This window comes from Shewanella mangrovi, from assembly GCF_000753795.1.
Lineage (GTDB): Bacteria > Pseudomonadota > Gammaproteobacteria > Enterobacterales > Shewanellaceae > Shewanella > Shewanella mangrovi.
Map to the genome: position 1 here is coordinate 1 of NZ_JPEO01000015.1, position 26,731 is coordinate 26,731.

Below are 26,731 nucleotides of genomic sequence, written 5' to 3' on the forward strand. Positions count from 1 at the left end.
TTTCAAACTTATTTTTCGCCTCGTGATGAGTTACCTCATCACCACCTCAACCGCCTTTGCTTTCGCGCTGTGCCGTCTCAGTGGGTGCGCATTATAGGCACCTCAAAAAACTCCGCAACCCCTTTTTTAAAGAAAAAAGATCGCTTGTTGATCTTTTCAGCGAAACGCTGTTTTAAGCGGCAAAATTTGCGGTATTTCCCAATTTTGAGGGATTTATTGTATGAAATAGCGCCTCAACCCAGCCCGGTACTGGTTTAAAACTAAATAATTCATTACCATAGCGGTGATTGTTAAAAATATATTGCCAATTAGTTATTTTTTGAGATCTTCTGTTTATGCAAAAATCCTTGCTTGTTGTCGCCCTAATTGCAGCACTTGGGGCACTGGCGATCTCCTTCTTGTTGCCAGACTTACCTGCTTATATTGCCTTTGTTATTGGCGCACTCGCGTCCGCATTAGTCTTTATTGCCTTACCTACTAATGGTAATGCGGTTGCAACTGAGACCGTCGGCCCCATGACGACGCTCTATGTAGGCAACTTGCCTTATCGAGCGAACGAAGCTGAAGTGAAATCCCTGTTCGAGAAATACGGTGCCGTTAATTCAGTCCGTTTGGTACGTGATCGTAAGACCGGACGCCGTAAAGGGTTTGGTTTTGTCGAGATTACTGAAGATGGTGCGCAGAAAGCGTTATCCAAGCTCAATGACGCCATATTTCAGGAGCGAACGCTGAAAGTTCGGGAAGCGAAGTCGCAGGACGCCGACTCCGACGATAGAAAAGAATAGAAATAGTGAGATTAAAACTGACCGTTCGCGGTCAGTTTTTTTATCGCTTGAAATCCCTGCTGACGTAATAGATTTTCCAAGCCAACGCTTAGGCTGCCCGTGTAATAAGCGGCGACCAAACTCTGCTGCAATGGCAAGGGAGGTAAACTCTCTGCTGCCGAAGCTTCCAGTAACTGACTCACACGACGGGCGATGGCGGCCCCTGAGTCCAATAAGGTTACGCCAGTACCGAGCACGTCTGCGATTTCAGCTTTTAGCATTGGAAAATGAGTGCAACCTAACACTAATACGTCAATATCAGCATCACGGATAGGTTGCAGCAAGCTGGTGAGTATCGCTGCATCCAAATGAAAGCCGGCACACTTTTGCTCAGCCAGTAATACCAGCTCTGAGCTACCAAACAATTCAACATGACAATCATGAGCGTACTGCGCTATCAACTCATGGGTGTAACGTCGTTTGATCGTACCGGGCGTTGCCAACAACCCTATATGCTTACTTTGACTAAGCTTTGCCGCAGGCTTAATCGCGGGGACCACACCGACAACCGGGATAGTCAGACGCTCACGTAATGCTGGCAAAACTAGGGTGCTGGCACTATTACATGCAATGACCAGAATATCGGCCTTTATATGCTCGACCAGAGGTACCAGTAAATCGACGCAGCCACGGATTAATGTCTGTTCTTCGAGTTCACCATAGGGCAAACGCGCATTATCGAACAGATAGTAATAGTGATGTTGCGGCAACAAGGCTTGGATCTCTGCCAAAATAGATAAACCGCCGACACCTGAGTCGAATACGAGAATTGACTGCGACAATCTTAACCTCTGCTCAGAAAACATGATTGCCACTTAACACCGTCATTGGGCGAATGTGAAATGACAGGCTATTTTTTCATAGCAGTTGCGAAACTGCAAAATGCGGCCGCAGCATTTAGTCACTTTGCTTGAGCTATAGCAACGATATGTTTACTATTTGCGCCCGTTTTAGCTCCGGAGAACCGTTTCATGAAACTCTCATCAATGGATCCAGCACTGTATCCACAACAATTAGCCGAAAAGCAGCAGTTGCTTACACAAGCATTTGCACCTTTTTCTGCGCCAACGTTGGAGGTATTTGCATCAGCGCCTGCCCATTATCGTATGCGAGCCGAGTTTCGTGTCTGGCACGATGGTGATGACTTATATTACTGCGTGTTCGATCAAGAGTTGAAGGCGATCCAACGCTGTGATCAATTCCTCCCCGCCAGTACGCTGATTAATGACATGATGCTCGCCTTGGTGGAAGAACTAAAACCGAATATGGTATTGCGCCATAAGTTGTTCCAAGTCGATTTTCTGTCAACGCTGTCAGGCGAGATATTGGTATCGCTGTTATATCACCGCCAGCTTGGTGAAGATTGGGTAGCCGAAGCGGAAGCATTGAAACAACGACTGTCGCAACGCTTTAACGTGGATATTATTGGCCGCGCTCGCAAGCAAAAGCATGTTCTGCATCGCGAGTTTGTTGTAGAGCAGCTAACGGTTAATGGCCATCAATACCAATACCAGCAAGTAGAGAACAGCTTTACCCAGCCCAATGCCAAGGTGGCAGAAAAGATGCTGGAGTGGGCGCTCGATTGCACTCAAAACAGCCAAGGCGATCTGTTAGAACTTTATTGTGGTAACGGCAACTTCTCCGTAGCGTTGGCGCAGAACTTTAATAAGGTATTGGCCACCGAGTTAGCCAAGCCATCGGTGGAGTCGGCGCAATATAATATTGCCGCGAATAAAATTGAAAACCTGCAGATCATCCGTATGTCAGCAGAAGACTTTAGCGATGCCATTACAGGTAAGCGTGAGTTTAAACGTCTCGGCGATATCGACCTAAGCAGCTATCAGTGCAATACCATTTTTGTGGACCCGCCACGTTCAGGCTTAGATCAAGCCACTCTCGATATGGTGCAAGGTTACGAACATATTCTCTATATCTCGTGTAACCCTGAAACACTGGCAAATAACTTGGAACAGTTAAGTAAAACTCACCGAATGATTCGCTTTGCTATGTTTGATCAGTTCCCTTACACAGAACATGTAGAAGCAGGAGTCTTGCTGAGCAGAAGGCCGGCTTAACCTATTGCTATCAACGACCTTGCAGCCGCGAGCGAAACTCTGGATTTTCCAAGCGCTGCTGCAGGGTTTCAGCCCCCTTTACTACCATCCGCAATTGCGTGATTAATCGCTCTGCTAATAACTTGCGATCGGCACGCTTCATATCCAGCGCCGCTGCACCAGCGTTAAATACCAAAATGACTAACGCCTCGGCTTGCACCCGCGCCAACTCCAAATCACGATGAGCCGTTTCTTCAATATAGTGCGATAACTCAGAGATGAAATGATCGATCTCGCGCTCAACCGCCGCTCGGAAAGTAGCCGATGTGCCGGAGCGCTCGTGCAACAGAATACGGAATACGTTGGGATTGGATTCCAGCACTTCCATGAAGGTTTCAACCGAAATGCGGATGACACTGCCACCTGCGTCAGCACGTTGTCGCCCTTTACGCATCATCTGCCGCAGCGCTAATCCGCCTTCATCCACCATGGTCATACCCAGTTCATTCATGTCCTTAAAATGGCGATAGAAAGAGGTGGGGGCAATATTGGCTTCACGGGCGACTTCTCTCAAGCTCAGGCTGGAAAAACTACGTTCGGCACTCAGTTGATTAAATGCTGCATCGACTAACGCCCGACGTGTTTTCTCTTTTTGCTGTGCTCTGACGCCCATGTTTTTTCCTTGTTCTGAATCAGTTAGCTAGATGATACCGACTTTACGCCATAAACAAAGTGTAAAGCATACAAGCTGTGATTAGGCGTTTACAATATTTTAGCTTACACTTGTAAGCCTAAGTATTTCTGGAAGTAGATTTATGCACAAACCGCGAATTCTCTGGCTTAATGTCATTTTCTTCACGCTGACCTTTACTGGCGCTGTTATTTGGGTGCCATGGCATGGGCTAGTCAACGGCTTTGATGCTGCAGAATGGCTCACGTTTTTCGTTTTAGTGTTTGCCTCAGGAATGTCTATTACTGGTGGCTATCACCGTTTGTGGTCCCATAAGGCTTATAAAGCTCACCCTATCGTACGGGTCCTGTATGCCTTGGGTGGCGCACTAGCATTTCAAAATAGCGCACTGCACTGGGCCTCAGATCACCGCGTGCACCACAAACATGTTGATGACAATGACAAAGATCCTTATTCAGCGAACAAGGGTTTCTGGTTTAGTCATATTGGCTGGATGTTGCGAGAGTACCAACCAGAGCGTTATAGCGATTATCAAAACGCGCGCGATCTGCAAAATGACCCGATCGTGATGTGGCAACACCGCAACTATTTATGGCTGGCACTGACCATGAACATTGGCCTGCCGCTGCTGCTAGGTTGGTTAAACGGCGATATGTTGTCGATGTTACTTTTAGCAGGTCTGATGCGCTTAGTATTAGTGCATCACTGTACCTTCTTCATTAACTCGCTCGCCCACGTTTGGGGTTCACAACCCTACACTGACCGCAACACCGCCCGTGACAATGGTTTTTTGGCGATTCTAACCTATGGTGAGGGTTACCATAACTTCCATCACATCTTCGAGCATGATTACCGTAACGGCATTCGTTGGTGGCACTATGATCCCACCAAATGGATGATTAAGGGCTTCGCAGCGCTGCGCCTGGCGTCGGATTTACGCCAAGTCCCTGAAGAGAAGATTGAATCCGCGAAGTTGCAGATGCAGTTGAAGCACACACAAAATAAGGTTGCACGCTTACCCAATGCTGAGCAGTTGCTATCACAGCTACAACACGAATATGAGCAACTCAAGCAGCACCTGACAGACTACTACCGCGCCAAGAAAGCCGCGTTAGAAGCCAAAGGACAGCAGTTGAAAGAGCAGGATCTGCATCAACAGGCAGCCCTGTTACAGCAGAACTTTTATCAACAGTTAAGGCGCTGGCGCCAATTTACTGCGCGAATCGCTTAAGGAATGGCGAATATTATCGTGGAACATGACACGTCCACCTTGTAGTGTGATGTAATCAGTTTATGATCAGGGGTTCTGTCGTAGCTTTCAGGACCCTTTTTTATGTCGCAAGATCCTATCAAGCTAACCGAGTACAGCCATGGAGCTGGTTGCGGTTGCAAAATCTCTCCTAAAGTACTGACCACCATTTTAGCGTCCCAGTTACCGGAATTTGTTGACCCCAACCTGTTAGTTGGCAACCACAGTCGCGATGATGCTGCAGTGTATAAGTTAGATGACCATACTGGCATTATTAGCACTACTGACTTTTTCATGCCAATTGTGGATGATCCGTTCACCTTTGGCCGCATCGCTGCAACCAATGCCATCAGCGACATCTATGCCATGGGCGGTAAACCCATTATGGCGATTGCTATTCTTGGCTGGCCGATTAATAAGTTACCTGCTGAAGTGGCTCAGCAAGTGGTCGATGGTGGCCGTCAGGCCTGTGCTGACGCGGGTATTATGCTTGCCGGTGGCCACAGCATTGATGCACCAGAACCCATTTTTGGTCTGGCCGTTACAGGAACGGTCGCACTGGAACACCTCAAGCAAAACGATACCGCCCAAGCGGGCGATAAGTTATATCTGACCAAACCGCTCGGTATTGGCATTCTGACTACGGCGCAAAAGCAGAAAAAGCTCGCCGATGAAGATGTATCGATCGCGCCAGAAGCGATGTGTCAGTTGAATAAGGTCGGTACCGAAGTCGCCAAAATTGCCGGAGTACACGCCATGACCGATGTGACCGGTTTTGGTTTGGCTGGCCATTTGTTGGAGATGTGCCAAGGCGCAGATCTCAGCGCAAATATAGATATAAGCAAGTTACCTCTACTGCCCAAAGCACGCGACTATCTCGCCCTTGGTTGCGTGCCAGGCGGTACCCAACGCAATTTCGACAGCTATGGCGAACATTTGCCAGTGCTCACCGAAGAGCAGAAAGCACTGTTGTGTGATCCGCAAACCAGTGGCGGATTAATGATCGCAGTCGCGCCCGAAGCAGAGGCGACATTAATTGATACGCTTAGCTCTGCTGGTATCGCCCCAATTGCCGTGGGAGAGTTGACCGCTCGCGGTACTCACTGGATTAACCTGTAAATGTCCAAACTTACCTATCCAGCATCAGCCTACAGCACATTGTTTGTTGAAGATCGGCCTATGGTCGATCTTCGCGCCCCAATTGAATTTAGCAAAGGGGCATTTCCGTGCAGCAACAACCTACCATTGATGACAGACCGCGAACGTGAGTTAGTGGGAACCTGTTATAAACAACAAGGGCCGGATGCCGCTTTAGCACTGGGTCATCAACTGGTTAATGGAACGACCAAACAACAAAGAGTCGACGCTTGGTTAGGCTTTTTGGCGGCCAATCCCGATGCCTTGATTTACTGTTTTCGTGGCGGACAACGTTCACAGATCTCGCAACAGTGGATCAAAGCCGCCGGCCTAGAAGTGGCCTACATTGAAGGCGGCTATAAGGCGATGCGGCAGCACTTAATTGAGGTAATAGATCAAACGCCACAGCGACAACCTATGTTGGTGCTGTCTGGTATTACCGGTTCCGGTAAAACAGATTTTCTGTTGCAGCGGCCGGAGGCGGTGGATTTAGAGGGCGCGGCGAATCATCGAGGCTCCAGTTTCGGCAAAAAGACCACGCCACAGCCGACACAAATTAACTTCGAAAATCAGTTAGCGGTGTCGCTGTTGAAACAGCAACAGCGCTCACCTGAGCTGCTATTGCTGGAAGATGAAAGCTATCTGATTGGTCGCAATGCGTTACCCAAAGATTTTTACATGGGCATGCAACAAGCTAACGTGATTGTACTGGAAGCCAGCTTTGAACAACGTATACAACGCTTACGCTATGAATATGTCGACCGTATGTTGAATGATTTTGTGGCACGCGATGGTGAACAGGCTGGATTAAATGCCTTTGTGGATTATCTGCATCAAAGCATTAACAGTATTCGCAAACGACTCGGTCATCAAAACGCAGATGAGCTTATTGCAATGATTGATACCGCCATTGATGAACAGCTACAGCGCAATAATCTGCAACTGCACCTTGAGTGGATCGGCATGCTACTGACGAAATACTACGACCCTATGTATGAGTATCAGTTAGCGAAGAAAAGTGAACGGGTGATTTTTCGCGGTGATCAGCAGGCGCTTAATCAATGGTTAGATCAGCGCCAACTTCAAGCTTGATTAACTGGCAATCAGGATTTTATGCCACTGCAGATTGGGCGAGCCCATCACAATAAAGTCGGGATTTAGCAAGCTATCACGCTCGTTATAGGTCAGCGGTTGCAGTTCGATATCCAGCAGCTGACCGCCCGCTTCTTCGATAATTATTTGTGCTGCGCCCGTGTCCCACTCACCCGTTGGACCAACACGCACATAACAATCGGCTTCACCTTCTGCCACCAAACAGCTTTTTAATGCTGCACCGCCTAACACCACTAATTCACATTGCGTGGCATCCTGAAATAGACGCAACACTTTTTTCGGATCTTGACGGCGGCTCACCGCTAAACGCAGATGCTGTTCGGCCGTTACCGATAGCTGCTTGCTTTGGATACGACTGATGCTGCCATTGATTCGCTTGTAAGCACCTTTGCCCGCCATCGCAAAATAACAAACTTCGGTCATCGGTACGTAAACAATGCCCATGACTGGACGATGGTTTTCTACCAATGCAATGATCACCGAAAAATCGTTACTGCCGGCAATAAACTCACCGGTACCATCCAGAGGATCCACCAGCCAATAGCGCTGCCATTGCTGACGTTGTAGCAACGGAATGTCGGCATCTTCTTCAGAAAGCACGGGAATATCGGGCGTCAGTTGTTTGAGTTGCTTAACAATAAACTCATGCGATGCCATATCCGCTGAAGTGACCGGCGTATTGTCATCCTTGATTTCACGTTCAAAACTGCCCTGTTGGTAGATCTCCCGAATCAATTTCCCAGCCTGAGTCGCAATGGAAATAACCTGATCTATCAACGCTTCTGGATTCATAAATACTCCAGTCTCCGAATAGGTGGTTCTACAACAACCGACTTACAAAAGCGGTACTGCACGTACTAACTAAGTTTGAGTTGTTTAATGGCTAAAAACAAGGCGCTAACGCTGCGGGATTCGGAAAAATCTGGCTCGACCAGTAGCTCTTGCCAACGCTCCAGTTCCCAATGGATGAGTTGGATAGGCTCAGGTTCATCACCTTCCAGCTGACTTTCAAACAGATCTTCGGCAAGGAAAATCTGCATCTTGCTAGCAAAATATCCTGGTGCCAGGCTGAGTTCTTTAAGGTGGGTCAACTTGCGACTGGCGTAGCCAATCTCTTCTTGGAGCTCGCGGTTGGCTGCTTCCAACGGCGTTTCACCGGGATCAACCAATCCCTTGGGAAAGCCCAGTTCATAGTTGTCAGTCCCTGCGGCATACTCACTGCCCAGCAGCAGATGCGGGCCTAACACAGGTACCACCATCACAGCGCCGCGGTTATTGCCTTTCATGCGTTCGTATATCCGTTCCTGCTGATTAGCAAAGCGCAGATGCACCTGCTCAATCTGGAACAGCCGACTCTTAGCAACGACTTCGCGATGCAAAACATCTGGTTTTTTTTGCCGCTTATTCATTGCTCCCTCGAATATGCAAGCTGAAAAATGTGACTGGGGTTACAATGTTATACCAACCACCAAGAAATGACAGAGGTAAGCATGTTTCCTTGGGCACAAATCGATGCCGTATTACTCGACATGGATGGCACCTTGTTGGATTTGCATTTCGACAATCATTTCTGGTTAACCTTGGTACCACAAACGCTCAGTCAACAGCGCGGGATCAGTACCACCAAGGCAACCGCGCTGGTCAGAGAAGCGTATGAGCAGGTTCACGGCACCTTGAATTGGTATTGTCTCGATTATTGGGCCAATAGACTGCAACTGGACATCATGGCGTTACATCGCAGCATCACCGATAAAATAAAACTACGCGATGATACTCTTCCGTTTCTCGATGCCTTGGCGGCACAGGGGAAAAAACGCATTTTGCTGACCAATGCACATCCGCTCAGCTTAGCCTTAAAATTAGAACACACACCGCTGGCGCAGCATTTGGATATTATCCTCTCCAGCCACCAGTTGGGGGTTCCCAAAGAGTCCGAGCATTTCTGGTCACAGGTATTTGCGTTATATCAGCTGCGACCAGAGCGCTGTCTATTTGTGGATGATAACGAGCATATTTTGCAGGCGGCGCAGCGCGCTGGCGTGAGATATCTTTTGGGCGTAAATAATCCCGACAGCCAACAACCACATAAGCAGTTTGCTGATTTTGTCGCAACGGAAGATTATTTGCAGTTGCTACCGGGACTCGCCAGTAGCAACTAGCAGGAAAGTAGTTAGAAACGACCGCTAAATTTCAGCGGATAAAAACCATTGTTATCCGCTTTACCCAACAGCGGCAGGGCTTTTTGTAGATCGGCTGGTTGCTGCTCAGTCAGCTTCATACGACCATTCAACTGATAACGCATGTTGTCTTGCAACAGCAAAGTACCGGCGATGCCGAGTTTATTTTTCTCATCATCGGTGGCCAATTGAATCTGGCCTTTGATGCATTGCAGTGACAGCTCAATATCGCCTAGCGGATACTGCCCAAATTGGTTCTTAATGCCGATATTGTTGAGAAAGGCTTTGCCGGACAACTGCTCACACCAAGGTTTACCTTGGTCAAACTGTTGAACAAACAAACTGATGTCACCACTAGCAACCGTGCGGAATGGCAGTTGCTTTTTACCGGCTAAAAAGGCCACTGGTGCATCAAATTTTAAGCCGCTCGCCTTAATGGCACTACTGCTTAAACTCAAAGAACCTTTACCATTCACCGCGGTACTGGCATTGCCTAGCTGAAAATCCACATTGGCGCGGCCAGTCAACAAGCCCCAAGGACTTAACTGCCACTGCAGTTGATCAAACTGAAGACCATCGACAACGACGGAATCCGCACTGCCGTGCCACACGCTGCCGCTGACACCAGCCAAGGTCACTCCTGCGGGTAACGGAGCTAACGCCACCACAACGCGTGCAGGCAACAATACCAACAAAAACACCAGATAAAGCAAAACTGCGATTACGACTTTGGCAAATATCTTCAAAATCACACCTTAAGACTGAGAGAATTGGATGCGACGAACTTGCACCATGCCCGGCGCATCACTTACCGCCACATCCAGATTATCGAGCGATAGCCCTTGCTGTTGCACTAAATCATCTAAGCAGGACAACAAGGCTTCAAACGGCACATCATCCATCCACACCTGAATTTTATTACCTTGCGGCTGCATGCGGGTGATAGTCAAACCAAAGCGCCCCGCACTTTGAGTCACTATGGTACTTAAACTTCCCGAAGTTACCGCCCGCGCGTTAGAACCTGATTTTTTCAACGCCGCAATCTTATTCGCGGTTTGTTTGACATAACTGAGCATGTTGGCTTGCGCATCGCGCTGCAATTCAGCACGTTGTTCAGCATTGCTGATTGGCGTCCAAATGCCCCAATACAGAATACTGACGGCAACCAACACCGCCATCACCGCCACTAACTGCTGTTCACGTTGCGCCAGATGCGCCCACCAGTTACGCAAATTTTCCATGCTATTTGCTCCTCAAGGTCAGCGTACTGGTCACAGCACCATCGTTATTATTCATCGCCCCAGCATCAATGATGAAGCTGCTTGCGGCGATTTGACGGAACTTGTCGATCTGCTCATAAGATTTGGCCGATACTTGCATCCGCAGTTCACTGCGACTGCCATCAAAACGCAGTGATTCTGGTTTTAATTCTGGTACTTGGCTAAATGACTGTTGCAGTTGCTGCAACATATTAAACAGCTCGGCGCCACTGCCGCTGCCCTGCAACGAACGCAAAGTGCTATCCAGCTGTGAACGTAAATTCACGATACGGCTGCTACCCGCCACTTGTCGGTAAATGGCTTCACTTTGCGCTTTAAGTTGCTCGGCTTCACTACTGTAGCGGTAAATTCCTAAGCCTTTGTTCGCCAGTCCTAACACAAACACGGCGACAGCGATGGCCGCCACCTTCTTCCAAGGTTGCAGCTGTGCATTATATTCTTTGCGCGGTTTATAACGCCCGGTTAACAGATTAAGCGGTGACTGCAAATGGCCTTTAGCCAGCACCAACATGGGTAATTCGAGTGTTTGCAACTGGCAATCTAAACGCTCATCGTCAAATTCGGTATAACAGGCAACACTTGGTTTAGTTTCGGTTTGCTCCAGTAACTGAGGCAACATCATGCCCAACCAATCTTTGCCAACCGCGACCCCCGCACCTTCACCAGTACGCAGCAGATATTGATTCGCGACTTGTAATAAGCCCCATTGGCATCCGGCTAATGGCACGGCTAAACAATCCGGCACCAGTTTACGCGCTGTTAGCCCCGCCTCTGTTAGCCAGGCTAACCATTGTTCCAACTGCTCATGCGCCACGATGGCCACATTCAACAGGTCGCCCTCGCGAGCACCCGGCACAAAATGCAGCTCCTCAATATTCTGCGCCAGGGATTCTTCCAGCAGGAAAGGCAATGCCTTCAGCGCTTGGCGCTGCCCCTTTTCCGGCAGGTTCACCTGCATCAGGCGCACCACATCACTTGGTACCAACACGTCAACCGGGCGATTTCCAGCGCGCTCACTCAGCGTCTGCAGAGCGCTGGCGTCGGCCAGCTCACCAGAGGCAATGATCTCCTGTTCCTGTTCGGACCACACCAGCCAGCTACATGGATCGCTGCTGGTGACCCCCAAACGGATAAATAAGCGTTCACTCACTGTGTCTCTCCAGCGGTTTTAGCGCAAAACCGCGCCGTTGGTTAATCTTGTCCGCCGTATTGACGGGTTAACACTTCCAGCTTGTTACCACCAATTACGTGTAACACACTGTCTAACCGAAACAGCGCATCATCCACCTTCGCTGCTGCTTCGAGTTTGAAAAACTTGCTACTCACTGACATGCTGGATTTCAGTTGATCGTCCTGTTGGGCAATGTTTGTCAGCGAACCTTGTTCCCAAAAATCTTCTATCTTGTCATAACCCGCAGTACCACGTTGTTCAATAATGTTCTGCGCTTCGTTGACCGACACCTTGTTGAGCAACATTGCGGCGAGTAATGCCGCCTGTTCTGGCTTAACGGTATTAACGTTCAACACTTGGCTGTTATTACCCGGGATCACACAAATGTAGGGCTGCAACTGCTGATAAAGCGCTTTCGGCACTCCCAATACTGCACGTAGTTCACTGCGATCATTCATCAAGGTATTGGCCGCGCGGTATGGCACTTTACGCGATTCATACTCTGCATCTTCTGCGCCCAACGAACTCACGTCGCTATCATCATCGAGATAATCTTTGATGCGATATACCAGCTGCTCCGCTGAAAAATTATCGACACCTAAATCTTCTAACAATGCTGCAAATTGACGCCCCGCCAACGACAACTTTTGCACTTGGCCATTTTGCGGTTTAGGTCCGTCGAGCGCCAAGGCGTTAAGGTTAAAACAGCTCCGCAGATCTGATAACTTACCGCCAATCTCCCCGGCTTCAGCCGGCAAAATCACATTGGACAAGGCCCAATATTGTTGCAAATGTACGCGCCCTTCGGAGTCGTCCAGATCTTGTTTCAGCACTTTGCGCGCCAACTCTTCTGCCGACAGCGCATACCAGTAGGCTTGATCGTACATCGCCAGATTGATTGTACGTCGCACCGACAGCTGATTACGCCCGCTAATCGTGGTCGCCAATACCGCAATAATTGCCACAATCAGCAATACCATGATGAGCGCGACGCCGCGTTGTTTACTGCGCATCATTGCTCCTCAGGATCGCGGCTATTACGGTTACCGCTATTGTTGCTGTTTTGCTCATTAGCTGGCGTATCGTCAGCACTATTACTGTTGTTATTTTCGGATTCGCTACTTGGGGTGGCCGCCCCTTTCGGCAACAGGAATTTACGTGTAATCACGCCTCGATCTTCCAGCTCAACTTCAATCGCGATAGCGTCTGGCAACGTGGTGTAGGAACCACCCTGTTGCCATTTGCCTTCCACATTGAAGGAGTATTTCACCGATACTACTTTGTTCATCAGCACGGTTTTTATAGGCTCGGCACCCTGCTCAGGTTCAGGATACGGATAAAACCAGCGCTGCAGTTTGCCCTCTTGAACAACATACGCCACGCTCTGCAGACTACCACGCGGCAATATACCGCCCGGATTGAGCCAACCAAGACGGAAGAACACAATAGCTTCCGACTCGGAATCCAGCATATCTTTACCAGATTGAATCACAGTGGTCGCACGACCACCCTGTGCCATGCGCGGCGTGCGTGCCACTATCTGGCTAAAGTCACGCTCGATCGCACCAAAGCCCTGCTGCAAATCTTTCAACTTTTGCGCGAAGTCTTGCGTCACTTCGTCATCTTTAATCACTGTCTGCAGCACCGCGTTGGCGGCGAGGCCCAACATGGCAAAAATGCCAATTGCGACCAACATCTCCAGCAGTGTAAAACCGCTATTCCTGCTTGAAGACATAACTGCTTACCTTAGTGATCACTCGCTTAAATTTGTCACTATCACTGACACTGATGCGGATCATGCGAAAATTATCATCGGTGGTTTTGACCACCTCACGCTTCCAGTACCAGGTTTTTCCTGCCATCTCTTCTTGGCCGGTTTTACTGCCTAACGGCGGAAACTGGTCGGTTAAACGCGCATCCACCATATGGTTATCCGCCACCCACTGCGCCAATGTGCGCTCTTCGAGAATGGGCATGTTGGCCATCTGATCGCCGAGACTTTTGGTGATGGCAACCGCCGCAATCGCAAATATCGCCATCGCCACCATCACTTCAAGCAACGTCATACCTTTAACTGAGTTCATCAAATTCCCCCAGCATCAGGCGGCCAAGGTTATTGCCGCTGACCAATTTCTCCAGTTGCTGCCCCGCATCGCCCGCTGCGATAAAACGTAATTTAAAGCTGGTCATTTCACCACTGGGCAGTAGCATGATTTGTGGCTCTGGAAACTTCTTCTTTTCTTCGGCATTGGTGTCAATCAGTGGTTCATCAAACCACGATTGCTGCTCTTCGTCCTGCTCCAGCGGCAAGCCTTCCACTTCTAAATCGGTGACGATGCCAGCAGGCAGTTCTCGCTCCGACAACAGATTATCCTGTTCAATCGGATGCCACTTGCCTTCATGCATCACCACAAAGTGGTATTTGTGCTCTTCAACCACAATGCCAAAAAAGCCACCACTGAGCACAGCTTCATCTTGCAAAGCTTCGGTGGTGGCCATAAATCGTTGCGCCTCGCGGCTAAGCACTTGCTGCTGCCCACCACTACCGATAGACATGGTGACAGCGGCTGCCATCAATCCCATCAGCAGCACCACCAGCATGACTTCTAGCAGAGTAAATCCCTGCTGCCGCTTCGCCTTGTTCATTACTGGAAGTTCTGCAGGTTCCAGTTACCGATATCATCTTCAGTGCCAGCTTGGCCGTCAGGGCCAGCGGTGAAGACGTCAACCTTGCCGTGCTCACCAGGGCTCAACATTAAGTAGGCGTTGCCCCAAGGATCTTGTGGCAGGCGCTTGATATAGCCACCATCACGATAGTTACGTGGTTCAGGTGATGAAGTCGGCTTTTGCACTAAGGCCTCTAACCCCTGTTCTGTCGTTGGGTACTTGCTGTTGTCGAGCTTGTACATGTCGAGCTGATTTTCCAGCGACACGATATCGGAGATTGCTTTTTGTTGATCGGCTTTCTCTTTGTTACCCATGATGTTAGGTACAACCAAAGCGGCCAACATCCCTAAAATCACGATCACCACCATGATTTCCAGCAGGGTAAAACCTTGTTGTCTGTTGTTGCGTTGCATTGACTTCCTCCAGAAAAATCAGTGGCACGAATGCCCTTAGCCACTGACCATATTGTTGAGCGCCAGAATAGGCTGCAAAATTGCCATCACGATAAACAGTACAACCACCGCCATACTGACCACCAGTGCCGGCTCAAAAATCCCCAGCGCTAAATTCACATGAGATTCAAACTCGCGGTCTTGGTTATCAGCCGCACGTTCCAGCATCTGTTCCAATTCACCACTCTTTTCGCCCGAGGCAATCATATACAGCATCATTGGCGGAAACAGTTTAGTGTTGGTTAAGGCCGCGCCGAGGCTGGTACCTTCACGTACTCGTGCTGTGGCTTCGGCGACGGCTTCACGTACTTTAACATTGAGCATCACCTCACTGGCAATCCGCATCCCTTCCAGTAGCGGTACTGAACTCGCGGTCAGAATACTGAGTGTTCGAGCAAAACGGGCGGTGTTCAAGCCACGGCTGACGCGGCCAACGACGGGGACCCGTAACAGAAAGGTATGGTATTTCATTAAGAATTCTGGGCGGGCCAACATGCGTTGGAACACGACCGCCATTATCACAATCGCGGCCAGCACAAATATGCCGTAGTGTTGCAGGAATTCAGACACGCTGATCAGCGCTAGGGTCGTGCCAGGCAATTCTTGTCCCATATGCTGGAACTGGCTCACCACTTTTGGCACCACGGCCGTCAGCAACACTGACACCACACCGATAGCGACTAAGGTCAACACTGTGGGATAGATCATCGCCTGCATCAGCTTACTTTTCAGCTGCTGGCGTCGCTCGGTGTAATCGGCCAAGCGATTCAGCACCACCTCAAGGTGACCTGATTTTTCACCGGACGCCACCATGGCGCGGTATAAGTCATCAAACACGTGCGGGAATTCGGCCATCGAATCGGCCAGCGAGTAACCTTCGACCACGCGCGAGCGCACCGCCATTACCATCGAGGCTAAGCGATCTTTTTCGCACTGTTGGCCAACCGCTTTAAGTGCCTCTTCGACAGGCAAGCCAGACGCAATCAAGGTGGCTAACTGCCTCGTGATCAGCGCGAGTTCGGCAACCGAAATTCGCCGGCGACGGCTCAGAAAATTGCCGGAAGCCGCCTTCTTTTCCTTTTCGGTCACTTGCTTGATATCAAGAGGGATCAGCCGCTGCTCTCGCAGTTGGCTACGCGCATGCCGAGGAGTATCCGCTTCGATGACCCCTTTGACCTGTTTGCCCGCACTATTGAGGGCTTTATAGTCAAATGCTGCCATGGATTACTCCTCGCGGGTGACCCGCAATACTTCTTCGAGTGTGGTAATACCCGCCAGCACTTTCTGCATGCCGTCGTGACGAATACTAGGGGCGACGCCACGAATGTATTTTTCGATAGCCAGTTCACCTTTACCGCTGTGGATCAATTCGCGAACCTTCTCATCCACCAACAGCAATTCGTGAATACCAGTACGACCGCGATAACCGTTGTGGCCACACTTCTTACAGCCCACTGCGCGATAAATTTTCACATCATCTTTCTTATCGACACCCAACAGTTCACGTTCCTGTTTGCTCGGTTCGTGAGCAGTTTTACAATCATCACACAAGGTACGTACCAAGCGTTGTGCAAGCACCCCAAGCAAACTGGATGAGACGAGGAAAGGTTCTACGCCCATATCTTGCAAACGGGTAATTGCCCCGGATGCGGTATTGGTGTGCAGTGTGGATAACACTAAGTGCCCAGTGAGTGATGCTTGTACCGCAATATGCGCGGTTTCAAGGTCACGGATCTCTCCAATCATCACAACGTCAGGGTCCTGACGCAAAATCGCCCGCAAGCCACGAGCAAAGGTCATATCGACTTTGCTGTTAACTTGGGTTTGACCAATCCCGTCAATCTCATATTCGATAGGATCTTCCACGGTGAGAATATTGATGTCTTTGTGGTTGATATCGGTCAGCCCGGCGTACAAGGTTGTACTCTTACCTGAGCCGGTAGGTCCGGTAACCAAAATGATGCCGTGTGGTTTGCGGATTAGCTGCTCAAATTCCACTTGTATCTGTTTGGTCATGCCCAACTGAATCAAATCGAGGTTGCCCGCGTTCTTATCTAACAAACGCAATACCACCCGCTCACCGTGGCTTGATGGCATGGTTGATACCCGCACGTCTACCGCACGGCCACCAATACGCAGAGAGATACGGCCATCCTGCGGCACCCGTTTTTCGGCAATATCCAGACGCGCCATCACCTTGATACGCGACACCAAGAGTGATGACAACTTGCGATTAGGTTTTAGTACTTCACGCAATACACCATCAACACGGAAGCGCACCACCAGCTGCTTTTCATAGGTTTCAATATGAATATCGGAAGCTTCTTCTTTGATCGCTTCTGACAGCAGCGCATTGATTAATCGAATAATTGGCGCATCGTCATCGCCTTCTAGCAGATCTTCAGTCTGTGGCAACTCTTCGGCAAGGGTGAACAGGTCCATCTCATTGCCGATATCTTCCATCAGCTGTTGTGCTTCGGAAGAATTACTTTGATATGTCTGCGTCAACTTGGCTTCAAACTGCGCATCCTCGATTTTCACCAAGGGCAATTCTTTGGCGACGTAACGACGTGCTTCAAGCAGCGAACTCATATCGGCACGCGCTGTGTAATACAGGGTCAATTCGTCGCCGTCTTCGGCAATCAACACACCATGACGATGGGCAAAGGCAAAGGGCAGGCGCTCGCGACTGCCGGTATATAATTCATCGGCCTCAACCTCAGTCGCGATCCCCAGCTCGTCGCTGACCTGCGCCAAGGCTTCATTGCTGGTTTCAAGCTCGCTCATAGGTTTAGTCATTGCCTTGTTGCTTATCGTTTGAAATCGCTTTTAGCGCTGGCTCGGAGTCACGCTTTTCAGTTTTTAAGCCTTCACCGCGTTTGTAACGCTCCAGAATTTCGTTCACTTCTGGCGATACATTGTTTGGTTGCATCTCATCCAACACCGGCACTTTGGTATCTGGCATCAGATTTACGCCACGCGCTTGTTGCTCGAGTTGCAGGGCGCGGAAATAGTTATATTTGCGGCCAGCAATGCCTTCCATGGTAACGCCATCACGCACAATTGTCGGGCGAATGAATACCATCAGATTACGTTTGGTCTTGCGGCTGTTAGAAGAGCGGAACAGTTGCCCCAGAATTGGGATATCGCCCAACAACGGCACCTTCTGCACACTTTCTTGCACTTCTTCATTAATCAAACCACCGAGCACCACGATTTGGCCTGAATCCGCCATTACTGTGGTAGATAAACGACGCGTTGCAAACGTCACGTCGACGCTAGTATTACCGTTAACGTTGGAGACTTCTTGCTCGATAGAAAGTTTGACCGCAGTACCTTCGTTAATCTGTGGCACCACTTTCAGTTTCACGCCCACTTCTTTACGTTCAACGGTTTGGAATGGATTGCTGTTACCGTTTTGCGAGCTTTGTGCGCCCGTCAATACTGGCACTTCATCACCCACAATAAATGACGCTTCTTGGTTATCCAGCGTGGTGATCGAAGGTGTTGCCAGTACGTTGGAGTTAGTGTCGGTCGCAACCGCTTGCAGCAAGGCGGCAAAGTCACCAGACACGACACCAAGCGCTGCACCACTGACATTACCTAACGCTGATGCAAGAGCGGTTACATCACCATCAGTGTCTGGGGTAGTGGTAGTAACCACACCCGAACTGGTTGCCGTAGTAGTTGTAGAGCCATCTTCACCACGCGCGCTCCAAACGCCGGCACCAATTTCACCAATGGTTGTGCCAACGTTATTAAATTGGGTCATACCGCCTGACAGCGAGCCCATCTGTACGCCAAGACCAATGCTGTCGCCTTCGGCAACCTCAACGATAATCGCCTCAACCAATACCTGGGCACGACGAATATCCAACTGGTTGATAACATCTTCCAGTGTGCGCATCTGATCCGGCTCAGCGTTAATCACCAAGGCATTAGTTTCTTCGTGCGCCATCACCGTGATTTCGTTACGGCGCTTAGTGCCAGCACCGGCAGTGGCCGCTGAGCTGCTGCCACCATTAGCTTTATCATCGAGTTGTTTGGCAAACCCCGTCAGCACTTCCACCAGATCTTTGGCTTTCGCATATTTCAGGTAACGGACTTTAGTGTTACCGCTGCTGGCCTGCTCGGCATCCAGACGATTGATCAATTCAACGGCGCGATCACGACTACGAGGATCGCCGCTGACAACCACAGAGTTGGTACGTTCATCAGCCACAACTTTTGGCGCTTGCCCCGGCATCTGCTGCTGGTTAGCGCTATTGCGATACAGGTTTTCCACAATGCGGACAATCTCGCCAGCAGAAGCATATTTCAGCTTCACGACGGTCACATCCACATCGCCTTGTTTATCAACTTGCTTGACGATTTCGACCAGTTTATTCACTACGCCAGCACGACCAGTGATCATCAACACGTTCGACGGGTCATAGTTGACCACGTTACCGCCACCAGCGTTATCGTTCAGCTGACGTAATAACGGCGCCAGTTGCTTAGCTTCAGTGTTATACAAGGCCACAATGCGAGTGACCATTTCATCACCCAGCCCTGGCGTGTTGTCATCCGCCACGCGAATGTTGGCCACTTTGGCGTCTTTGTCTTTAACAACCTTGATAACGTTGTTATCCATCTCAACCACAGCGTAGCCATAGACTTGCAGTACGTTCAAAAAGAACTGGTAATACTGCGAGTCATTGAGCATGTCATAGCTGCGCACGTTGATTTTGCCGCGAATGGTCGGGTCAACAATGATGGTTTTATTCAGGTTCTTACCAACAATATTGATAAATTCCTGAATATCGGTGCCTTTAAAGTTGGCGGCGTACTGTTCAGCCCAAAGCGGTTGCTGGGCCAGCATTGCTGCCGAGGCCACCAGACCGGCGATCAGCTTGGAACGAATGCGCTTGTTGTTCATTATGCAACTTCCCCTAAATTCTGCGTCACTGTGGCAAACTGAGTGAAATTTCGATGAGCTGATTTTCGCGTTCAACCATCACAGATATATCTGTTAACTCTGCTAATTGCCCCATAATCTCTAACGCCTGTGATGCGTCGGTCAAATCATAACCGTTGATAGATTTGGCAAGGTCATTTGGCTTAAAGCCTGCGCTATTAAAAGCCGCGGCGTTTTTTCCTGGATTGAGTCGATAGCCAACCAGTTCACCATCCTGCTGTACTGGTGAAACTGCAATGTAATCACTGAGCTTATCTGGATTCGCTAACACATCATCGCGAATAGCAGCCGCATCTTCGGCAACGTTTTGCGCCTCGGATTTCGCTTGCTGCAACTGACTATTAGCATCTTCGCCAGCATTAAATTCTAAGCCATCCAACATCAGCGTTTCATAACGCCCATTGTTGGTAATGATGATACGGTCGGCATACACCTCTTTCAGCGATGCTGAGGTACCTTTGATTTTGTCACCTAGACCATAGGTATCTTGGCTACCAGCAGATTGGATGACGGCCACACCACGACGTTCTGCAGTAGAGGCAACAACGCCCGTCAGCAGAATCGAAAGATTAGTTTTTGGTGCGTCAGTAATGAGAACAGGTGCTTGATTGGCACGCTGTGCTACGTCAGTAGCATCGGCTTTACCAAATAAGCCTAGATTTTTGATCGCGGCGATATCGACAATACTGCCTTGAGAGACACTCACAGGCGTCGGCTGCCACTTGGTCGTCGAAGGTGACGCAGGAATGGCTTTCCAGGTCACTTGTGCCGCCAGATATATTGCAAGCACCAACAACAGCCAAAACACCAGATTACTGGCCTGCCGTGCTGGAACCCTGCTGGCTTGTGCAATAGCTTTATCGAGTAAGTCCATATTCCCTGCTGCCCAATTTCAGGCATTTATCGTTATTTTAGTAATTTACAAACAAACCTGCGCCATGCTACCCCAACATACGCAGTTGCAACAAGTGCATAACCTGTTTGCAATTGGCTAAATTTGGCCAATTATGCTACCTTTGCGCGCTACTAAAGGGTGTGATGCGCCCCACTGTTTGACTTGCGTAAACGCTTAAGTTCCGAAGCTTTTCGCAACTATGTGAACTTATACCTCTTTTGACTAATTCAGGAGTTTCGTCATGGTGAATCAAGCTCACCAAAGCGAAGAAGCGGTCCGTCTCGACAAGTGGCTTTGGGCTGCTCGCTTTTACAAAACCCGAGCCATCGCCAAAGAGATGCTCAATGCAGGTAAAGTTCACTACAACGGTCAGCGTGCTAAATGCAGTAAAACAGCTGAAGTCGGCGCGCGCATTAAATTACGTCAAGGATATGACGAAAAAGAGATAGTGATCATAAAAATTTCCGGCGTTCGCCAAGGTGCAGCGGTAGCTCAGACGCTATATGAGGAAACTGCCGAGAGTATTAAAAAGCGCGAAGCCAATGCAGAAGCCCGACGGCTAAACATTCTGCACAACCCATCGCCAGATGGTAAACCTGATAAAAAGCAGCGGCGCCAGCTACTGCGCATTAAAGATTATTGATGTGAGACATAAATGAATAAAGATTCGCTTTACCGCTACCTGTTTGACAACGTCGATGTACGCGGTGAATTGGTACAGCTTGAAGAGAGCTATCAGCAGATTGTAAATGCGCACCAATATCCACCACGTCTGCAGCTGTTGCTGGGTGAGTTGATGGCTGCCACTTCCTTGCTCACTGCAACGCTGAAGTTTAAGGGTGATATCAGCGTACAACTGCAAAGCCAAGGCCCGGTGTCATTAGCAGTTATCAATGGCAATAATCAACAACAGTTGCGTGGTGTCGCACGTTGGAGTGACACCATTGCCGATGATGCTTCGCTAAGCGATCTGTTGCCCAATGGCCACATGGTCATCACACTGACCCCTGTAGATGGCGAACGTTATCAAGGCGTGGTTGCGCTCGACAAAGCCTCTATTGCGGCATGTTTAGAAGGCTATTTTGCACAATCCGAACAGTTGCCGACCGGCATCTGGTTGTTCGCCGATGGTAAACAAGCCGCGGGGATGTTACTGCAAATATTACCGGGCCAAGCCGCCGAAACAGGCGAGTTTGATCATCTGCAACAACTGACAGCCACCATCACTGCGGATGAGTTGTTTGGTTTATCGGCTGAGCAGGTACTACATCGCTTATATCACCAAGAGCATGTACGTTTATTTGACCCGATTCCGGTCAGCTTTAAATGCACCTGTTCACGTGAACGTAGTGCGGCCGCCATCATGACACTGCCGAAAACAGAACTGGATGAAATCATTGCTGAGCATGGTGTGGTAGAGATGGGCTGTGAATTCTGCAACAGTCAATATCGCTTTGATGCTGTTGATGTTGAAGCACTGTTTAACGACGCTGAAACGGCTCCAGTACGGCAGCAGTAATGCATAGCGTTTTTAAAAAACACCGGCAATCCGCCGGTGTTTTTGTTTGTTCGTTTGCCGTTAGCGACTGAATTTTTTAAACATGCCATAACTTGCTGGCGCCGTGGGTCGATAGCCCTGTTTTTCATAAAATTCTGGCTTGTCAGCCAGCAAGGAAACATAACTGCCATCAAGAGCCACACGTTGTAGGTAGTTTTCCAAGCGATTCATTATCAAGCGGCCTAAGCCTTGCCGCTGATAGCTGGGCGCTACCGCGATATCGACAATCTGAAAAAAGCAGCCGCCATCACCAATAACTCGCCCCATGCCAATAAGCTGTTCACCGTCACGCACACAGATACCGTATAACGTATTGGCAAGGCCTATCTCTGCTGCCGCCAGCGACTTAGGCGATAACCCGGCGGCGTGTCGCAACTGGCAATATTCTGCTGCTAAGGGCACTTTTTCTGTGACCTGAAAATCCATCAATCACCCCCGTAATTGCTGATAAATGACACTGTGATTAGTTGTCGTTATCACTATCATCGCATGCCATGAAACACAATGCCGTGTCGTCGCTTTTACTTTCAATATATTCACCATCGCGATAGATCTCAGTGCGATAGACGTTGCCATTAGCATAGTAGATCTGCTCACCATGTTGCTGCCCATTACGATAATGGTGCAGTTCAGTCAGCAGACCATCTTCGGCAAAGGTGTAAAACTTACCTTGCGCGCGCCCTTGCTGATCATACTGTTCAGCCCCTAGCAGATAACCGTGGCGCGAGTTAGCGCGCCAGTCGCCTACTTTGTTTCCAAGCCGGTAGCGCCCTTGCCAAAAGCGGTCTTTATCGAAATCATCTCGATATTGCCAGTCACCATCGCGTTTGCCACCAACATAATCCCCTTTGCCCAACAGCAAGCCTTCTGAATCGCGTTGTTCAAACTCTCCAACTAACTGATCTTGCTTGTAATGCTCAAGGCGCAATAATTTACCATCCAGCGTGGTTTCCAGCAGTTTGCCATTCTTGCGACCCTGTTGATCATAGTGCTCAACGCGCTGGCTGTTGTCATCCCGATAGTGCCACTCACCAACTTTCTCATCTTGGCGATATGTGCCTTTAGCGGCGCTCAGCCCACTGCTAATGTCCACTTCTTGGTATTCACCATTGAGCTTGCCTTGTTGATAATGCCCGGTAATACGACGCAGGTTCTGCCCACTCCAAGACGAAACCGTTTTGATGAAATCACCGTCGAGGCGTTGATTTCGATACGGCAAAGATTCGGTTACGTTGCCCTGTTGATCAAATTCCTGTTCAAGCTGCCACTGTTGGTTGGGATCACGCTGGCGCTTGAAAAACAGCAGCCCGTTTTTATAGACAATCATCTCCGTTTTGGGTTGCTTTTCGCTGTAGTCGTAATGTGTTTCGCGCTGCTTGTTGCCATTTTTTTCATAGCGAATTTCTACTAGCAGTTGACCAGCATCATCGTAATGTTGTTCACGCATGAGCTGCTCACTGCTGTGATAATAAAGATGCTGCTCACCGACCTGTTTCCCTGCAACATAACGGTAATGACGATACAAGCTGCCATCGCTACCCCACTCGATGGAATCACCATCGCGCTTACCCTCGGCGTAACTAACCTTGGCAATTAACTGTCCGTTTTTATCCCAACGCTGACTTAGGCCATGACGCTGATTATGTCGAAAGACGCGCACCTCACTTTTACCGCCTTCCGCGTTGTAAATAGTGAGTTCACCTTCTCGCTTTCCAGCCTGGTAGAACGCGGTTTGGGCTAACTTACCATTGTCATGATAGCTACGTTGCTCACCGTTGAGTTTACCGTCGCGATAAACCTCTCGCAGCTGCAGCTGACCACCTTGGTAGTACTGCAGTAATTCGCCCTGCTTTTTACCCTCTTGCAGTTGATAGACCAGCTTTTTACTGCCATCGGGCCAAAAGCTGGTTTGTTCTCCCACCTGCTTGTCATCGGCAAAATGCTGAATATCGGTCAACCGCCCTTGTTCATCAAAAAAGCGAGTCACCCCGGTAAAGTTACCATTTTGGTCTCGACTCCCATCTGACAACAGAGCGCCATTAGGATGAAAGTATTTGTAGGGCCCAGTTGCTTTTGCTTGATCTGGCTGCATTGGCTTATCAAGCAAGCCTTCAAAACGCGGCACCATCCCCTGTTTATAAAACACTTTCACTGGCCACATACCGTCGGCATTTGCCTGCTCAGCGATTTCCATATAATAGCTGGCCTGAGTCTTTGAGACAGGCTTCCACGCCTTATCCAGCCATAACTCTGCAGCATTTATCCCGCTCGACAATAAGCACAATAATCCAATCCAATAACGCATACTGCTAGTTCCTACGGTAAGGCCGGAAAGGCTTGTGTCCATTGACGGCTAAGCGGCTCGCCAACAATCTTCAACTGCCGCAGTGAGCTTACTTTACCCGCCACGCGAAGTTGTCGCTGCTTGGTCAATATGTCCGCCAGCGGCGTTTGCTCTGGCGCAGCAGGTAGATAACCATCCAACCCAATAAGGTGCAAAGGCTGTCCCTGTTCATTGAGCAACTGATAGTGACTAAGAAAACTTGCAATAGACTGTTGGCTATCGACCTCACCGAATGCAGTCAGCGGTATCAACCAAGCCTGTGCGTCGGCTTGATATGGCAAGTCTTGCCACTGAGGCTGGCCTTGGCAAGACAACTCACTGGTCACTGCAATACCATAGAAGTAATGCCGAATCGCATCGTCGGTGCCAAGTTGATAATCGCTAGTCGGCGTATAGCGCGAATACCCCTGATGAGGTTTTTTCTGCCATACGAGGGCATGTCCTTGTTGCGGGCTACCATCCACAACTCTCAGTTCGCAGATACTCGCCCAATCGCTCGGCAGTGAAATGGAGCTGCCTTGCGCTGTGTCGCTCACGGCCTGAATCTGATTAAAGCCAACGGCAGGCAGCGTGGCTTGAGGATCCGCCCCATAAAGCCACACTTCGCTGGTCGGTGGCAGAGTTGCATCCAGTCGATAAATATCGGGGCTAATAAATTTGATCGGTTTGCTAAAGCTGGGTTGCTCTGCGTACTGTGCCACGTAGAAAGTAACGGGCTGCGTAGGTAGCTCCGTCAACCGTAACTCAAAGATGTCGTGTCTTGGCAACTGACTCAGAAACGAGAACATCGCGTTATCGCCAGTATTCAACCAAGGCGCTTTGGCGGGATATGGCGGTAATTTCAGTTCACCTTGCAAACCGCGAAAGAATTTCTGCAATGCAAAATTGGCCGCATGGTCGCTATGAATGGTAAACAGCAGTGGATCATCAGGATCGGGCACAATCTCAACTGTTACGCCCTGTATGTCAAAATGCTGCGCACCAGGCTGCCAGGCACGCGTATCGGCAAAATAGCGGGTAGGATAGTAATCTGCGTCAGCGCTAAAACTGGCCGCCGAATTATCGGTATCAGAGAGGTTCCACCCCAAAGGGAGCAAATGATGCTGAGAACTGAGTTGGTCGTAATACGCTGGCTCTGAATTTTGCCAAGAAAAGGCCAATGGCAGCTTATTACCCTGCTCATCAAAAGCGACGATATTGCGCAAGCGAATATCACTTAACGCGCCAGCACGATGGCTGCTCTCGGGGAGCACTAAGGTTACATCGGCAGGATTGGGCGCGTAGTAACCGCTGTCATATGGCAATAACTCTGCACCTGTCGCGGTCTTCAGTTCAGCATCATCTTCTGGTTGCGTTGGTAACGGCATCCAGTCGGTCATTGGCTCAAAATCATCAAAATTGAAATCCACAGGATGATCTTCAGGCAGCATGGCAAGCCGCATATGCAACTTAGCCCCCGGCTTGACCTCTGGCATCGGCTGCTCAACCACCATCAATAGTTGCTGCAACCAGCCATTGTCGCGATCTAACACTAGCTCACCATAGAGCTTGGCGCCGGTGTGCTGATCACTAGCGGAGACACTGGCGATGAGCTGAGTGTCAGTGACCAATTCAACGCTCAATTTTGCCTGTTGGTTAGCAAAGGTCAGCAATTGCAGACTTGCACCTTGGCGCGCCGGAATGGTTTGCAACACACCGGGCGACAACATGCTCTTTTTCAACATGTTGACTAAGCGTTCGCCGCCATCTTGCCGCAACTGTTGCCATAGTTCAGCATCCAAACCACGAAAGTCGATAAGGTTGCCGCTGTCGGGATCAAGCGTGATTTCAAAACCTTTAGAAAAGAGCCGCTGCAACTTTTCATCGCCTTTAGCGCTGCTGAAGCTGGTAATGTGATGGCCCCCAGCGCCGCCAATATCAAGATAACGATTGCTAATTTCGAGTGTTAGCGGGGATGTCTCTGTGACTTTATAGCGTTGCAGCATAGTGCTGGTTTGTACTTGACCGTAACCAGTGACAGCGATATCGGCATAACTCCAATATTGCTGTTGGTCACCACGAGAGGGAGAAAATGTAACTTCATTTTTAGGCGAGCAGGCGCTGAGTAATAGGAAACTACTCAACCACAATAGTCGTCTGAACATATCATTCCATGAAACAAA

The 26,731-nt window shown here is 49.4% G+C and carries 28 protein-coding genes; 9 read left to right on the forward strand and 19 right to left on the reverse strand.

All coding sequences use genetic code 11. The features are described from left to right. Window positions 1-258: hypothetical protein (locus HR45_RS19565; RefSeq protein WP_206537913.1), on the forward strand; the 258-nt coding region annotated here is incomplete at its 5' end. A gap of 77 nt (window positions 259-335) precedes the next feature. After that, window positions 336-785 carry an RNA recognition motif domain-containing protein gene (locus tag HR45_RS14615; protein ID WP_037444377.1) on the forward strand — a complete coding sequence of 150 codons (450 nt, stop codon included), beginning with the start codon at window positions 336-338 and terminating at the stop codon, window positions 783-785. An 11-nt stretch (window positions 786-796) separates the two neighbouring features. Here HR45_RS14615 and murI read toward each other — a convergent pair whose 3' ends face one another. After that, window positions 797-1,606 (reverse strand): glutamate racemase, encoded by an 810-nt coding sequence (gene murI, locus HR45_RS14620; protein WP_037444379.1) that lies wholly within the window; start codon window positions 1,604-1,606, stop codon window positions 797-799. A 189-nt stretch (window positions 1,607-1,795) separates the two neighbouring features. Between murI and trmA the strand changes: the two genes are divergently transcribed. After that, on the forward strand, window positions 1,796-2,899 hold the full coding sequence (trmA, locus tag HR45_RS14625; protein ID WP_037444381.1) for a tRNA (uridine(54)-C5)-methyltransferase TrmA: 1,104 nt from the start codon (window positions 1,796-1,798) through the stop codon (window positions 2,897-2,899). Between the two features lie 10 nt (window positions 2,900-2,909). Here trmA and fabR read toward each other — a convergent pair whose 3' ends face one another. Continuing rightward, window positions 2,910-3,551, reverse strand: a complete 642-nt coding sequence (fabR, locus tag HR45_RS14630; protein ID WP_037444383.1) for an HTH-type transcriptional repressor FabR — start codon at window positions 3,549-3,551, stop codon at window positions 2,910-2,912. 142 nt (window positions 3,552-3,693) lie between these two features. Here fabR and HR45_RS14635 point away from each other — a divergent pair, with 142 nt between their 5' ends. The 3 genes from HR45_RS14635 (at window position 3,694) to mnmH (ending at window position 7,047) form a co-directional block, all read left to right on the forward strand. Further along, on the forward strand, window positions 3,694-4,800 hold the full coding sequence (locus HR45_RS14635) for a fatty acid desaturase (protein WP_037444385.1): 1,107 nt from the start codon (window positions 3,694-3,696) through the stop codon (window positions 4,798-4,800). A gap of 102 nt (window positions 4,801-4,902) precedes the next feature. Next, complete coding sequence (gene selD / locus HR45_RS14640) at window positions 4,903-5,937, forward strand: selenide, water dikinase SelD (protein WP_037444387.1); 1,035 nt, start codon at window positions 4,903-4,905, stop codon at window positions 5,935-5,937. Further along, window positions 5,938-7,047 (forward strand): tRNA 2-selenouridine(34) synthase MnmH, encoded by a 1,110-nt coding sequence (gene mnmH / locus HR45_RS14645; RefSeq protein WP_037444389.1) that lies wholly within the window; start codon window positions 5,938-5,940, stop codon window positions 7,045-7,047. Here mnmH and cysQ read toward each other — a convergent pair whose 3' ends face one another. Together cysQ and nudE are read right to left on the reverse strand one after the other, a co-directional pair. Then, window positions 7,048-7,860: a 3'(2'),5'-bisphosphate nucleotidase CysQ gene (gene cysQ / locus HR45_RS14650; protein ID WP_037444391.1), complete on the reverse strand. Its 813-nt coding sequence runs from the start codon at window positions 7,858-7,860 to the stop codon at window positions 7,048-7,050. A gap of 65 nt (window positions 7,861-7,925) precedes the next feature. Next, window positions 7,926-8,477, reverse strand: coding sequence for an ADP compounds hydrolase NudE (gene nudE / locus HR45_RS14655; protein ID WP_037444393.1), 552 nt, complete (start codon window positions 8,475-8,477; stop codon window positions 7,926-7,928). A gap of 81 nt (window positions 8,478-8,558) precedes the next feature. Here nudE and yrfG point away from each other — a divergent pair, with 81 nt between their 5' ends. Beyond that, a complete protein-coding gene (gene yrfG, locus HR45_RS14660; RefSeq protein ID WP_037444396.1) occupies window positions 8,559-9,227 on the forward strand; it encodes a GMP/IMP nucleotidase in 669 nt (222 codons plus the stop codon). A gap of 11 nt (window positions 9,228-9,238) precedes the next feature. On the opposite strand, the gene HR45_RS14665 is transcribed toward yrfG, so the two are convergent. Genes HR45_RS14665 through gspC form a run of 12 tightly spaced genes read right to left on the reverse strand, consistent with a single transcriptional unit; the run spans window position 9,239 to window position 20,646 of the window. After that, window positions 9,239-9,991, reverse strand: a complete 753-nt coding sequence (locus HR45_RS14665) for a type II secretion system protein N (RefSeq protein WP_037444398.1) — start codon at window positions 9,989-9,991, stop codon at window positions 9,239-9,241. A 9-nt stretch (window positions 9,992-10,000) separates the two neighbouring features. Continuing rightward, window positions 10,001-10,486 carry a type II secretion system protein M gene (locus HR45_RS14670; protein ID WP_037444400.1) on the reverse strand — a complete coding sequence of 162 codons (486 nt, stop codon included), beginning with the start codon at window positions 10,484-10,486 and terminating at the stop codon, window positions 10,001-10,003. 1 nt (window position 10,487) lies between these two features. Continuing rightward, a complete protein-coding gene (gspL, locus tag HR45_RS14675) occupies window positions 10,488-11,675 on the reverse strand; it encodes a type II secretion system protein GspL (protein ID WP_037444402.1) in 1,188 nt (395 codons plus the stop codon). A gap of 41 nt (window positions 11,676-11,716) precedes the next feature. After that, complete coding sequence (gene gspK / locus HR45_RS14680) at window positions 11,717-12,709, reverse strand: type II secretion system minor pseudopilin GspK (protein WP_037444404.1); 993 nt, start codon at window positions 12,707-12,709, stop codon at window positions 11,717-11,719. Continuing rightward, window positions 12,709-13,431 carry a type II secretion system minor pseudopilin GspJ gene (gene gspJ / locus HR45_RS14685; RefSeq protein ID WP_037444406.1) on the reverse strand — a complete coding sequence of 241 codons (723 nt, stop codon included), beginning with the start codon at window positions 13,429-13,431 and terminating at the stop codon, window positions 12,709-12,711. The genes gspK and gspJ overlap by 1 nt, the downstream gene beginning before the upstream one ends. Further along, on the reverse strand, window positions 13,412-13,780 hold the full coding sequence (gene gspI, locus HR45_RS14690; protein ID WP_037444408.1) for a type II secretion system minor pseudopilin GspI: 369 nt from the start codon (window positions 13,778-13,780) through the stop codon (window positions 13,412-13,414). The genes gspJ and gspI overlap by 20 nt, the downstream gene beginning before the upstream one ends. Beyond that, entirely contained in the window at window positions 13,767-14,342 is a 576-nt protein-coding gene (gene gspH, locus HR45_RS14695; protein WP_081933494.1) for a type II secretion system minor pseudopilin GspH, read from the reverse strand. The genes gspI and gspH overlap by 14 nt, the downstream gene beginning before the upstream one ends. Further along, a complete protein-coding gene (gene gspG / locus HR45_RS14700) occupies window positions 14,342-14,776 on the reverse strand; it encodes a type II secretion system major pseudopilin GspG (RefSeq protein ID WP_037444410.1) in 435 nt (144 codons plus the stop codon). The genes gspH and gspG overlap by 1 nt, the downstream gene beginning before the upstream one ends. A 36-nt stretch (window positions 14,777-14,812) precedes the next feature. Beyond that, window positions 14,813-16,036 carry a type II secretion system inner membrane protein GspF gene (gene gspF, locus HR45_RS14705; protein WP_037444412.1) on the reverse strand — a complete coding sequence of 408 codons (1,224 nt, stop codon included), beginning with the start codon at window positions 16,034-16,036 and terminating at the stop codon, window positions 14,813-14,815. A 3-nt stretch (window positions 16,037-16,039) separates the two neighbouring features. Further along, window positions 16,040-17,602 (reverse strand): type II secretion system ATPase GspE, encoded by a 1,563-nt coding sequence (gene gspE, locus HR45_RS14710; protein WP_037444552.1) that lies wholly within the window; start codon window positions 17,600-17,602, stop codon window positions 16,040-16,042. A 4-nt stretch (window positions 17,603-17,606) separates the two neighbouring features. Further along, window positions 17,607-19,733, reverse strand: coding sequence for a type II secretion system secretin GspD (gene gspD, locus HR45_RS14715; RefSeq protein ID WP_037444415.1), 2,127 nt, complete (start codon window positions 19,731-19,733; stop codon window positions 17,607-17,609). A gap of 25 nt (window positions 19,734-19,758) precedes the next feature. Then, window positions 19,759-20,646: a type II secretion system protein GspC gene (gene gspC / locus HR45_RS14720; RefSeq protein WP_037444417.1), complete on the reverse strand. Its 888-nt coding sequence runs from the start codon at window positions 20,644-20,646 to the stop codon at window positions 19,759-19,761. A gap of 262 nt (window positions 20,647-20,908) precedes the next feature. On the opposite strand from gspC, the gene hslR reads away from it, so the two are divergent. Next, window positions 20,909-21,310 (forward strand): ribosome-associated heat shock protein Hsp15, encoded by a 402-nt coding sequence (gene hslR / locus HR45_RS14725; protein ID WP_037444420.1) that lies wholly within the window; start codon window positions 20,909-20,911, stop codon window positions 21,308-21,310. A 12-nt stretch (window positions 21,311-21,322) separates the two neighbouring features. Then, window positions 21,323-22,186 carry an Hsp33 family molecular chaperone HslO gene (hslO, locus tag HR45_RS14730; RefSeq protein ID WP_037444423.1) on the forward strand — a complete coding sequence of 288 codons (864 nt, stop codon included), beginning with the start codon at window positions 21,323-21,325 and terminating at the stop codon, window positions 22,184-22,186. Window positions 22,187-22,246: 60 nt separating this feature from the next. Here hslO and HR45_RS14735 read toward each other — a convergent pair whose 3' ends face one another. The 3 genes from HR45_RS14735 to HR45_RS14745 are packed head-to-tail and all read right to left on the reverse strand — an operon-like array spanning window position 22,247 to window position 26,713. Beyond that, window positions 22,247-22,651 carry a GNAT family N-acetyltransferase gene (locus HR45_RS14735; RefSeq protein ID WP_037444426.1) on the reverse strand — a complete coding sequence of 135 codons (405 nt, stop codon included), beginning with the start codon at window positions 22,649-22,651 and terminating at the stop codon, window positions 22,247-22,249. 37 nt (window positions 22,652-22,688) lie between these two features. Further along, window positions 22,689-24,530 (reverse strand): toxin-antitoxin system YwqK family antitoxin, encoded by a 1,842-nt coding sequence (locus tag HR45_RS14740; protein ID WP_037444428.1) that lies wholly within the window; start codon window positions 24,528-24,530, stop codon window positions 22,689-22,691. 11 nt (window positions 24,531-24,541) lie between these two features. Continuing rightward, the gene (locus HR45_RS14745) at window positions 24,542-26,713 is read right to left on the reverse strand and encodes a hypothetical protein (RefSeq protein ID WP_037444430.1); all 2,172 of its coding nucleotides are present in this window, start codon (window positions 26,711-26,713) and stop codon (window positions 24,542-24,544) included. Window positions 26,714-26,731: the final 18 nt, after the last annotated feature.